Raw genomic sequence first — 12,302 nt, 5'->3', positions numbered from 1 at the left:
ATGGGGGCGCCCTTCCCGAGGAGGGCGCCCCCATCGTCGTACCACCAACTGCTAGAAGAACACCGACCGGCGCTGCACCAGCAGCTTGTAGAGCGTGTGCTGGATCTGTTCGCGTACCTGGTCCGTGAGGTTGAACATCAGCATCGGGTCCTCCGCCGCCTCCGGCGGATAGCCGTCCGTGTGGATCGGCTCGCCGAACTGGATCGTCCACTTCGTCGGCAGCGGGATCGCGCCGAGCGGGCCGAGCCACGGGAAGGTCGGCGTCAGCGGGAAGTACGGGAAGCCGAGGAGGCGCGCCAGGGTCTTGGCGTTGCCGATCATCGGGTAGATCTCCTCCGCGCCCACGATCGAGCACGGGATGATCGGGGCGCCCCGGCGCAGGGCCGTCGAGACGAAACCGCCCCGGCCGAAGCGCTGGAGCTTGTAGCGCTCGCTGAACGGCTTGCCGATGCCCTTGAAGCCCTCCGGCATGACGCCGACCAACTCGCCCTGGCCGAGGAGCCGTTCCGCGTCCTCCGCGCAGGCCAGGGTGTGGCCGAGCTTGCGGGCCAGCTCGTTGACCACCGGCAGCATGAAGACCAGGTCCGCGGCGAGGAGGCGCAGATGCCGGCCCGCAGGGTGGTTGTCGTGCACCGCGACCTGCATCATCAGGCCGTCCAGCGGCAGCGTCCCGGAGTGGTTGGCGACGATCAGCGCGCCGCCCTCCGCCGGGATGTTCTCGACGCCCTTCACCTCGACCCGGAAGTACTTCTCGTACACCGGCCGTAGCAGCGACATCAGGACCTGGTCGGTCAGCTCCTCGTCGTAACCGAAGTCGTCGACGTCGTAGTCGCCGGTGAGCCGGCGGCGCAGGAACGACAGCCCGCCGGCGATACGCCGCTCGAGACCGCCGGCCCCACCCTCGTCCTGCGGCCCGACCGGCGGCTGTTCCTCACGCGTCACAGGGACATCATCCTGCGCCGACGCCCTGCCGGGCAGGGGTTGAACCTCACGGACCTCACGGACCAGCGACGATTCCTTGCGTCGGCTCCCCGCGCCGCGGCGCCGCGACGGCCGCTGCACGGCGGCCCCGCGGGACCTGTCGTCGTCGAACGGAATGACCTTGGCGTCCGCCATCGTTGATGCGCTCCTCAGTTGGCGCTCTGCGTCGGGGGGTGGCCGCCGCCCAGGGCGGGCAGCGCGGCGATCCGGTCGACGGCCCCCGCGAGGGCCTCCGGCGGCAGCAGCCCGGGGCCGCGGACCCGCGCGAAGTCCGCGAAGGTCTCCGCCGTCGTGTACTTCGGCTGGAAGCCCAGCGTCTCCCGCATCTGGTCCGTCGCCACGACCCGGCCATGGGTGAGCAGCCGGATCTGTTCGGGCGAGAAGTCCGTCATGCCCAGCGTACGGACCAGGGAGCCCGCCCAGGTGACGGCGGGCAGCAACAGCGGCACGGTCGGCCGCCCGAGCCGCCGCGAGCACTGCGAGAGCAGCAGCACGCCGTCGCCGGCGATGTTGAAGGTGCCGCTGTTGAGTGTGCCCCGCTCCGGTTCGTGCGAGGCGATCCGCAGCACCTCGATCACGTCGTCCTCATGGACGAACTGCAACCGCGGGTCGTACCCGAACACGGTCGGCAGCACCGGCAGCGAGAAGTACGAGGCGAGCGGGGTGTCCGCGCTCGGCCCGAGGATGTTCGCGAACCGCAGCACGCACACGGCGACATCGGGCCGCCGCCGCGCGAAGCCGCGCACATACCCCTCGACCTCGACGGCGTCCTTGGCGAACCCGCCGCTGGGCAGGGACTTGGGCGGGGTGGTCTCGGTGAAGACGGCCGGATCACGGGGCGCCGACCCGTACACGTTCGTACTGGACTTCACCACCAGCCGCTTGACCGACGGCGACTTCTGACAGGCCCCGAGCAGCTGCATGGTGCCGATGACGTTGGTCTCCTTGACCGTGGTCCGGCTGCCACCGCCGAGTGCCATCGCCGTCACATCCAGGTGTACGACCGTATCGGCGGCCGTCTCGGCCAGCACCCTCGCTATGGTCGGCTGCCGGATGTCGGCCTGGATGAATTCGGCACCGCCCAGATGGTGCTCCGGCGGCACGGCGTCCACGGCGATCACCCGGTCGACCCGCGGGTCCCGCTGGATGCGCCGGACGAACCGACCGCCCAGTTGACGGGCCACTCCGGTCACGAGCACGACCTTGCCCAAGATCAGCGCCTTCCTTCCAGCACTCGTCCCCCTGCACACCCTGTCGCGTTCCCCGTGTGCGGCCAACCTAGCGGGTCGATGTTGCGCTGTGATGACCACCCAATGCACGAAGTGACGACATCCACAGTCGTACGACCAGACCAGGCCATGTGAAGCGGGCGGGGGACGGTGGATATGCGTGTGGCCCCCCACCGGGTGTGGTGGGGGGCCACATCACGCAGTCTGCGCGGCGCCGTACTACTTCTTGTTACGACGCTGAACGCGCGTGCGCTTGAGCAGCTTGCGGTGCTTCTTCTTCGCCATCCGCTTGCGCCGCTTCTTGATAACAGAGCCCACGACTACCCTCGCTCACTTCTCATCCACTCGGCGTTTGGGCGCCATGGGCCCACACGACCTACGAGGGGCTAGCCTACCCGCCCGAGCGCTGAGGTCGTAATCGAGGGGGAAAGGGGGGTCCGGAACATGCCCTGAAGGATCCCCCCACCCCACAGCCATCAGGCGGTTTCCACCCCCACATAGCTCTCGCGAAGGTACTCGTGAACCGCTTGCTCGGGGACGCGGAAGGACCGCCCCACCCGGATCGCGGGCAGATGACCGCTGTGCACCAACCGGTACACGGTCATCTTCGACACTCGCATCACCGAGGCGACTTCCGCCACGGTAAGGAACTGAACCTCGTTCAGAGGCCTCTCGCCAGCTGCAGCCATGACACACCTGAACCTTCCGCACTCGACGGCCACCGGCTTCCCCTTCCGGTGACTCTTCGTCGTTGCGTGCTCACTCCCCAATGTAGGGGCGGGTGATGCGAGTGGGGAAGAGGTGCACCCATCGGCGGCCTACTGTGACAGACACGCTCGATTGAGTACGTAGCGGGTAAGCGGCCGGTAGTAATCAGACCGCACAGCGTCATCAAGTGGAACGACTACGGACACGACCCCTTCGGCCTCCCCCACGAACAACGCGGGATCATCCGTGTCGGCCAGCCCAATGGCCTCAAACCCCAGCTGACCTGCCCCGCAGACCCATCCGTGATCCCCGATGACAAGCTCGGGCAGCCCCGTGCCCCGCTCCGCGGCGGCCGCCAGCACGGTCCGAACCGGGAGGGGCGAGTGGGTGTGCACGCCGGTCGCACAACCGGAGCTCAACTCGCCCGGTTCCCGTACCAGCGCGACTCCTCGTACGTAGTCAAGGTTGTACGTGCGTAGGCCGAACCGGGTCGTTATGTCGACACAGTGACCCTGCGCTGGGGTGAGGACGGTACATCCCGCCGCCGACAGCGCGTCCGCCAAGGCGGCGTAGAACCCCAGCAGTCGATGGGGGTGCCCGGTCCCGAGCAGCACCGTGGCGCCACGCTCCGCTACAGCGGCGAGCCGAGCAGCGAAGGCGTCAAGCGCGGCGAGCGTCCGGTCGGGATCGATCACATCATGGCCAGTTGTGTGCCCGGGGTCGTCGGAGACCCCACACTTATCGGCCATCAAAGCGATCAAATCCCGCTGCTCCCAAGCCCACTCCGGGTCAAGCCCGATCAGCACCCGAGGATCCCGGGCAGCGAACAGCCGATAACTCCGCAGACTCTCCTCCCGAGAGGTAGCCACGGTCCCGGCCAGCCGAGCGGCCAACAGATGAGCGCGCAGCGCGCCGGTGCTCAACACGGGAGCGATGCTGACGGATCCCCCCACACAACAACACGGGAACAGAAAAACACCGCACAGTTGGCGTAACGCCCCCTGCGCCTCCGCCGAGCCACGGGCGGTCGTGGGGCCCTATGCCCTGGCTACGGACAGCCGCACCGCCGGGACGACACCCACCCAAACAACGCCACCCGCATCCCTGCGTAGCTGCGGGCAGTCGTGCCGCTGGGACGACGCCCACCCAAGCAACGCCACCCGCATCCCTGCGTAGCTGCGGGCAGTCGCACCGCCGGGACGACGCCCACCCAAACAACGCCACCCGCATCCCTGCGTAGCTGCGGGCAGTCGTGCCGCTGGGACGACGCCCACCCAAGCAACGCCACCCGCATCCCTGCGTAGCTGCGGGCAGTCGCACCGCCGGGACGACGCCCACCCAAACAACGCCACCCGCACCCCTGCGCAACTGCGGGCAGTCGTGCCGCTGGGACGACGCCCACCCAAGCAACGCCACCCGCATCCCTGCGTAGCTGCGGGCAGTCGCACCGCCGGGACGACGCCCACCCAAACAACGCCACCCGCACCCCTGCGCAACTGCGGGCAGTCGTGCCGCTGGGACGACGCCCACCCAAGCAACGCCACCCGCATCCCTGCGTAGCTGCGGGCAGTCGCACCGCCGGGACGACGCCCACCCAAACAACGCCACCCGCACCCCTGCGCAACTGCGGGCAGTCGTGCCGCTGGGACGACGCCCACCCAAGCAACGCCACCCGCATCCCTGCGTAGCTGCGGGCAGTCGCACCGCCGGGACGGCACGGGTGGGCGCAGCGGCACCCCGCCAGCGCGGGCGAGCGAAACCCACCCCCGCCCAGCACCGCCCAGCCCCACGCCGGCCAGAGACCCGAGCAGCCCTACGCCAACAACCCCCGCAACGGAAACACCGCCCGCCGAGTAGCCAGCACCGCCTGATCCAGCCGGTCAGCCGGGTCGTACCCCGCCTCCCAGTCGGCCCAAGACACCGGCCACCGCCCATCAGTCATCCGCATCGGCCCCAACTGCCGCGTCCGAGCGAACACTTCCTGCCGCCAACTCTCAGGAATCACACTCTCCGGCGCCAACTCCCGCCCCGCCGCGATCCCCACCAGATGCGTCCACGACCGAGGCACGACGTCCACGACCGCATACCCGCCCCCGCCCAACGCGACCCACCGCCCGTCGGCACAAGAGTGCGCCAGCTCATGACACGCCACCTGCACAGCCCGCTGCGCATCCAACGACACCGCAAGATGAGCCAACGGATCCTCGAAGTGCGTATCCGCCCCGTGCTGCGTCACCAACACCTGCGGCCGAAAATCGGCAAGCAGCTCCGGCACCACCGCATGAAACGCCCGCAACCACCCCGCATCCCCGGTCCCCGCAGGCAACGCGACATTCACCGCGCTCCCCTCCGCGGCCCCGTCCGCCCCGGTCTCCTCAGCCCACCCGGTCTGCGGAAACAACGTCCGAGGATGCTCGTGCAGCGAAATCGTCAGAACCCGCGGATCCTCCCAGAACGCCGCCTGCACCCCGTCCCCGTGATGCACATCGACATCCACGTACGCGACCCGCTCGGCCCCCAGCTCCAGCAGCCGCGCGATCGCCAGCGAAGCATCGTTGTAGATACAGAACCCCGACGCACCCCCGGGCATCGCATGATGCAGCCCACCTGCGAAGTTCACCGCGTGCAGCGCGTCCCCGTGCCACACCGCCTCCGCCGCCCCCACCGACTGCCCGGCGATCATCGCGGACACCTCGTGCATCCCGGCGAAGGCGGGATCATCCAGCGTCCCGATCCCGTACGCCCCGTCCGCCGCCCCGGGATTCTCCGAAGCCGCCTTCACGGCCTCGATGTAGTCCTCCCGGTGCACCAGCCGCAGCGTCGACTCCCCGGCCGGCTTCGCGGCGACGACGTCCACGTCCCGGTCCAGCCCGAAGGCACTCACCAGGCTCCGGGTCAGCGCAAGCCGGACCGGATCCATCGGATGCTCCGGACCGAAGTCATAGCCCGTTACTGCCTCGTCCCACATCAGCTGTGCGCGGCCGCTCATGCCCGCCACCGTATCGGTCCGGTTGAGCGGCGAACGACCGGGCGTACACCAGCGTCACCAGCACCAACACCATCGGCACCAGCATCGCCCCGCGATAACTCCACGCGTCACCGAGCGCCCCCACCAACGGCGAACCGACCAAAAACCCGACATAGTTGAATACATTGAGCCGCGCGACCGCCGCATCGGACGCCGCCGGGAACAGCCGCCCGGCCGCCGCGAAGGTCTGCGGCACCAGCACACACAGCCCCAGCCCCAGCAACGTGAACCCGAGCATCCCGACCCACGCCCCGGGCGCCACAGCCACCACCGCGAACCCGAGCGCGGCCACCACGGCCCCCACCCGCACCACGGTCACCGCCCCGAACCGCCGCACCCCGAAGTCCCCGAGCCCCCGCCCGATCAGGGTGGTGACCATGTAGACGTTGTACGGCACGGTCGCCAACTGCTCACTGCTCCCGAGCACGTCCTCCAGATACTTCGCACTCCAGTTGGAGACCGTCGAGTCCCCGATGTACGCGAAGGTCATCACCAGACACAGCGGCAGCAACGCCTTGAAGACCACACCGTCCCCGCCGCCGCCGGCCTGCGCCTCCACCGGCCCGGGATCATCGCTGTCGACGTACCACCGACTCCCGACGAACGCGGCCGGCAGCAGCACGGCCACGACCGGCAGATACGACACGAACAACGCCAGATCCCAGTGCGCCCCCACCCACGCCAGCGACGCCCCCACGATCCCGCCGAGGCTGAACACGGCATGGAAGCTGAGCATGATGCTGCGCCCGTACGCCCGCTGCAGACTGACCCCGAGCATGTTCATCGAGGCGTCCAGCGCACCGACAGCGAGGCCGAACGCGGCCAGCGCGATCGCCAGCTCGACCGTCGCGTCCCCCGCCCCGACCCCGAGCAGCGCCAGCAGCACGACCGGCTGGGCCCACCGCAGCAGCCGGCTCGGCGGTATGCGCTTCACCAGCTTCTCGGTGGTCACGCTCCCGACCCCGGCCAGCACCGGCACGGCGGCCAGGAAGGCCGGCAGCAGCGCGTCGGAGATCCCGTACCGGTCCTGAATCGCCGGAATCCGCGTCACGAGCAGAGCGAAGGCCACCCCCTGCGCGAAGAAGCTGAACGCCAACGAGGCCCTACCGCGCCGCAGCACATCTGTCATGGCGGCGAGCGTAGGGCCCCGGACTACCCGTGGGTAGATCCAGCCAAAGATGAATTTCCTTCACCTTCGATCGGAGCTGGTCCCGGAAGGTCTTGGCTTACGACGATGAGGTCAGGCGGCGACGGCGACCTGGGCCTTCATGGCCTCCTCGGCCGCCTCGACCTCGGCGGCGAGCATCCGCTCCATGGGCCCGGCGGCCAGCGCCCCACCCACCACGATCCCGAGCCCGATCGCGCCGACCAGGACGACCGAGCCCAGCCACACCATGGTGTCCACGGGCACGGTGTACGCCCCCACCATCCGCACCACGCACTCCCCGAGCAGCACCACACCCCACACCACCGAGAAGACCCGCTCGGCCCGCAGGAAGGCCGCGGACCCGGCCGCGCCGCCACCCAGCAACCGCTCCCAGGCCGCGTGCTTTGCGGCGTCCGCCTTCACCAGGAACGGCTTGAGACCGGCCGTCATCATCGGCCGCCCCAGCACCACCGACGCCAGGATCCCGATCCCGATCGTGCTGCTGACCGCACTGTCCTTGGCGAGCATCAGCCGCGGATCCCCGGAGACGAAGCTGAGCAGCAGCGACACCAGGTTCACGACCAGGATCAGCCCGGCCAGCCCGTTGGCCTTCCGCTCCTTGACGACCGCCCACACGGTCCGCCCGGCCGGCACGACACTGCTCCAGGCGAGCGCCGCGAAGGTGCTCATCCCGAAGGCCTCCCGGAAGAGGTAGTACGACCCGACCGGCACCGCCACGTCCAGGAGCAGGGGGCGGAAGGGGTTCTGCGGCTTGTTCGCACTCGTCGTCGTCATGCCCTCAGCTTCTCGTCCAGCAGGGATCCCCCAGTAGAAACGATCGTCCGGAGCTGGGCGTGACAAATGTCAGGCCGCCGACGATGCCCACGATCACATCAGCAGGTCGGCCAACTCGCCCATGCCGGAGAAGAGTTGAGTGGCACCGGCGAGCCTGTCGGCAGGCGTCATAGCGGTGAACCCATAGACATCCATCCCGGCCGCGACAGCCGCCTGCACCCCCAGCGGACTGTCCTCGACGACCACACACCGCCCCGGCGCCACCCCCATCCGCTCGGCGGCGTACAGGAACAGATCCGGCGCCGGCTTCCCCCGCCCCACATCCTGCGAACTGAAGACCCGCGCCTCCTCGAACCACCGGTCGAGCCCGGTCGTACGATGCCCGACCCGAATCCGCTCATGACTCCCGGACGAGGCCACGCAGTACGGCACCCCGGCACCGGCCAGCCTCTCCAGCACGTCCACCGCACCGCCCACGGGCTTCAACTCCCGCTCGAACGCGTCAAACACCCGCCGATGAAAGACGTCATCGAACTCGGCCGGCAGCCGCTCTCCCGTGCGCTCCAGCACCAGATCATGAATCCGGTGCATCGCGGACCCCATGTAGTCCCGGATGGAGTCCTCGTACGAGGTCGGGTGCCCGAGCTCCGTCAGATAGGCGGCCAGCAACCGATTGGAGATCGGCTCACTGTCCACGAGGACACCGTCATTGTCGAAGATCACCAAGTCGTAGCGCATAAACCAGAGCCTAAACGCAGAAAACCCCGCACCGAACCGATGCGGGGTTTTCTCAAAATTTGTTCGGCGGCGTCCTACTCTCCCACAGGGTCCCCCCTGCAGTACCATCGGCGCTGTAAGGCTTAGCTTCCGGGTTCGGAATGTAACCGGGCGTTTCCCTCACGCTATGACCACCGAAACACTATGAAACTGTCAAACACTGCCACACCACGCCGTGACCAGGCGCGGGGCTGTTCGTGGTTTCAGAACCAACACAGTGGACGCGAGCAACTGAGGACAAGCCCTCGGCCTATTAGTACCGGTCACCTCCACACGTTACCGTGCTTCCAGATCCGGCCTATCAACCCAGTCGTCTACTGGGAGCCTTACCCTCTTATAGAGGTGGGAGTCCTCATCTCGAAGCAGGCTTCCCGCTTAGATGCTTTCAGCGGTTATCCCTCCCGAACGTAGCCAACCAGCCATGCCCTTGGCAGAACAACTGGCACACCAGAGGTTCGTCCGTCCCGGTCCTCTCGTACTAGGGACAGCCCTTCTCAAGACTCCTACGCGCACAGCGGATAGGGACCGAACTGTCTCACGACGTTCTAAACCCAGCTCGCGTACCGCTTTAATGGGCGAACAGCCCAACCCTTGGGACCGACTCCAGCCCCAGGATGCGACGAGCCGACATCGAGGTGCCAAACCATCCCGTCGATATGGACTCTTGGGGAAGATCAGCCTGTTATCCCCGGGGTACCTTTTATCCGTTGAGCGACGGCGCTTCCACAAGCCACCGCCGGATCACTAGTCCCGACTTTCGTCCCTGCTCGACCCGTCGGTCTCACAGTCAAGCTCCCTTGTGCACTTACACTCAACACCTGATTGCCAACCAGGCTGAGGGAACCTTTGGGCGCCTCCGTTACTCTTTAGGAGGCAACCGCCCCAGTTAAACTACCCATCAGACACTGTCCCTGATCCGGATCACGGACCCAGGTTAGACATCCAGCACGACCAGACTGGTATTTCAACGACGACTCCACCCGAACTGGCGTCCGAGCTTCACAGTCTCCCAGCTATCCTACACAAGCCGAACCGAACACCAATATCAAACTGTAGTAAAGGTCCCGGGGTCTTTCCGTCCTGCTGCGCGAAACGAGCATCTTTACTCGTAGTGCAATTTCACCGGGCCTATGGTTGAGACAGTCGAGAAGTCGTTACGCCATTCGTGCAGGTCGGAACTTACCCGACAAGGAATTTCGCTACCTTAGGATGGTTATAGTTACCACCGCCGTTTACTGGCGCTTAAGTTCTCAGCTTCGCAACCCCGAAAGGTCACTAACCGGTCCCCTTAACGTTCCAGCACCGGGCAGGCGTCAGTCCGTATACATCGCCTTACGGCTTCGCACGGACCTGTGTTTTTAGTAAACAGTCGCTTCTCGCTGGTCTCTGCGGCCACCCCCAGCTCGAGGAGCAAGTCCTCTCACCAAGCGTGGCCCCCCTTCTCCCGAAGTTACGGGGGCATTTTGCCGAGTTCCTTAACCATAGTTCACCCGAACGCCTCGGTATTCTCTACCTGACCACCTGAGTCGGTTTAGGGTACGGGCCGCCATGAAACTCGCTAGAGGCTTTTCTCGACAGCATAGGATCATCCACTTCACCACAATCGGCTCGGCATCAGGTCTCAGCCTTATGTGATCCGGATTTGCCTAGATCACGGCCTACACCCTTACCCCGGGACAACCACCGCCCGGGATGGACTACCTTCCTGCGTCACCCCATCACTCACCTACTACCAGATCGGGTCAGCGGCTCCACCACTCCCCTTTGCCCGAAGGCTCCGGGGCGGCTTCACGGCCTTAGCATCACTGGATTCGATGTTTGACGCTTCACAGCGGGTACCGGAATATCAACCGGTTATCCATCGACTACGCCTGTCGGCCTCGCCTTAGGTCCCGACTTACCCTGGGCAGATCAGCTTGACCCAGGAACCCTTAGTCAATCGGCGCACACGTTTCTCACGTGTGAATCGCTACTCATGCCTGCATTCTCACTCGTCAACCGTCCACAACTCGCTTCCGCGGCTGCTTCACCCGGCAGACGACGCTCCCCTACCCATCACAGCAGGCGTTGGCCCTATTGCTGCAATGACACGACTTCGGCGGTACGCTTGAGCCCCGCTACATTGTCGGCGCGGAATCACTAGACCAGTGAGCTATTACGCACTCTTTCAAGGGTGGCTGCTTCTAAGCCAACCTCCTGGTTGTCTGTGCGACTCCACATCCTTTCCCACTTAGCGTACGCTTAGGGGCCTTAGTCGATGCTCTGGGCTGTTTCCCTCTCGACCATGGAGCTTATCCCCCACAGTCTCACTGCCGCGCTCTCACTTACCGGCATTCGGAGTTTGGCTAAGGTCAGTAACCCGGTAGGGCCCATCGCCTATCCAGTGCTCTACCTCCGGCAAGAAACACACGACGCTGCACCTAAATGCATTTCGGGGAGAACCAGCTATCACGGAGTTTGATTGGCCTTTCACCCCTAACCACAGGTCATCCCCCAGGTTTTCAACCCTGGTGGGTTCGGTCCTCCACGAAGTCTTACCTCCGCTTCAACCTGCCCATGGCTAGATCACTCCGCTTCGGGTCTTGAGCGCGCTACTAAACCGCCCTATTCGGACTCGCTTTCGCTACGGCTTCCCCACACGGGTTAACCTCGCAACACACCGCAAACTCGCAGGCTCATTCTTCAAAAGGCACGCAGTCACGACGCATTGAGTAAACTCAATGCGCGACGCTCCCACGGCTTGTAGGCACACGGTTTCAGGTACTATTTCACTCCGCTCCCGCGGTACTTTTCACCATTCCCTCACGGTACTATCCGCTATCGGTCACCAGGGAATATTTAGGCTTAGCGGGTGGTCCCGCCAGATTCACACGGGATTTCTCGGGCCCCGTGCTACTTGGGTGTCTCTCAAACGAGCCGCTGACGTTTCGACTACGGGGGTCTTACCCTCTACGCCGGACCTTTCGCATGTCCTTCGCCTACATCAACGGTTTCTGACTCGTCCTGTCGCCGGCAGACGACAGAAGAGAGATCCCACAACCCCGTATACGCAACCCCTGCCGGGTCTCACACGCATACGGTTTGGCCTCATCCGGTTTCGCTCGCCACTACTCCCGGAATCACGGTTGTTTTCTCTTCCTGCGGGTACTGAGATGTTTCACTTCCCCGCGTTCCCTCCACATACCCTATGTGTTCAGGTATGGGTGACAGCCCATGACGACTGCCGGGTTTCCCCATTCGGAAACCCCCGGATCAAAGCCTGGTTGACGACTCCCCGGGGACTATCGTGGCCTCCCACGTCCTTCATCGGTTCCTGGTGCCAAGGCATCCACCGTGCGCCCTTAAAAACTTGGCCACAGATGCTCGCGTCCACTGTGCAGTTCTCAAACAACGACCAGCCACCCATCACCCCGCCACACTCGGCGAGTTCACTGGGGCCGGCATCGAAGCACAACCTTGCGGCCGTTACTTCAGACACCCAACAGCGTGCCCGACACCCTCGCCACTCGTGATCAGCGTTCCACGCTCCGAAGAGCAGTACTGGCAGCCCGAGATGACTGAGAGTGCCGAATAATCAACGTTCCACCCATGAGCAACCAGCATCGAACGTTCGCCGATGTACTGGCCTCTGACCAAC

9 protein-coding genes and 2 rRNA genes are annotated in these 12,302 nt (G+C 65.5%); all 11 read right to left on the bottom strand.

Annotated elements, in window-relative coordinates; all coding sequences use genetic code 11:
• Positions 1-51: 51 nt before the first annotated feature.
• The 11 genes from EJC51_RS27720 to EJC51_RS27665 all read right to left on the bottom strand — a co-directional run bounded on the left by EJC51_RS27720 (position 52) and on the right by EJC51_RS27665 (position 12,020).
• On the bottom strand, positions 52-1,116 hold the full coding sequence (locus tag EJC51_RS27720; protein ID WP_126273568.1) for a lysophospholipid acyltransferase family protein: 1,065 nt from the start codon (positions 1,114-1,116) through the stop codon (positions 52-54).
• Positions 1,117-1,130: 14 nt separating this feature from the next.
• Positions 1,131-2,192 carry an NAD-dependent epimerase/dehydratase family protein gene (locus EJC51_RS27715; protein WP_126273567.1) on the bottom strand — a complete coding sequence of 354 codons (1,062 nt, stop codon included), beginning with the start codon at positions 2,190-2,192 and terminating at the stop codon, positions 1,131-1,133.
• A 237-nt stretch (positions 2,193-2,429) separates the two neighbouring features.
• Positions 2,430-2,528, bottom strand: coding sequence for a 30S ribosomal protein bS22 (locus EJC51_RS27710; protein ID WP_003948845.1), 99 nt, complete (start codon positions 2,526-2,528; stop codon positions 2,430-2,432).
• Between the two features lie 158 nt (positions 2,529-2,686).
• A complete protein-coding gene (locus tag EJC51_RS27705) occupies positions 2,687-2,899 on the bottom strand; it encodes a helix-turn-helix domain-containing protein (protein ID WP_004984898.1) in 213 nt (70 codons plus the stop codon).
• Positions 2,900-3,028: 129 nt separating this feature from the next.
• Positions 3,029-3,844, bottom strand: a complete 816-nt coding sequence (locus EJC51_RS27700) for a phosphatase (protein ID WP_126273566.1) — start codon at positions 3,842-3,844, stop codon at positions 3,029-3,031.
• A gap of 887 nt (positions 3,845-4,731) precedes the next feature.
• Positions 4,732-5,907: an acetoin utilization protein AcuC gene (locus EJC51_RS27690; protein ID WP_126273564.1), complete on the bottom strand. Its 1,176-nt coding sequence runs from the start codon at positions 5,905-5,907 to the stop codon at positions 4,732-4,734.
• A complete protein-coding gene (locus tag EJC51_RS27685; RefSeq protein WP_126273563.1) occupies positions 5,858-7,075 on the bottom strand; it encodes an MFS transporter in 1,218 nt (405 codons plus the stop codon). Before EJC51_RS27685 ends, EJC51_RS27690 begins: the two co-directional genes overlap by 50 nt.
• 111 nt (positions 7,076-7,186) lie before the next feature.
• Positions 7,187-7,888: a VC0807 family protein gene (locus EJC51_RS27680; protein WP_126273562.1), complete on the bottom strand. Its 702-nt coding sequence runs from the start codon at positions 7,886-7,888 to the stop codon at positions 7,187-7,189.
• A gap of 93 nt (positions 7,889-7,981) precedes the next feature.
• Positions 7,982-8,626: an HAD family hydrolase gene (locus EJC51_RS27675; RefSeq protein WP_126273561.1), complete on the bottom strand. Its 645-nt coding sequence runs from the start codon at positions 8,624-8,626 to the stop codon at positions 7,982-7,984.
• A 61-nt stretch (positions 8,627-8,687) separates the two neighbouring features.
• Positions 8,688-8,804 (bottom strand): 5S ribosomal RNA (gene rrf / locus EJC51_RS27670).
• A 94-nt stretch (positions 8,805-8,898) separates the two neighbouring features.
• A 23S ribosomal RNA gene (locus EJC51_RS27665) occupies positions 8,899-12,020 on the bottom strand.
• Positions 12,021-12,302: the final 282 nt, after the last annotated feature.

It is taken from the genome of Streptomyces aquilus (assembly GCF_003955715.1).
Classification (GTDB): Bacteria; Actinomycetota; Actinomycetes; order Streptomycetales; family Streptomycetaceae; genus Streptomyces; species Streptomyces aquilus.
This window is presented reverse-complemented; position numbering and strand designations above follow the sequence as displayed.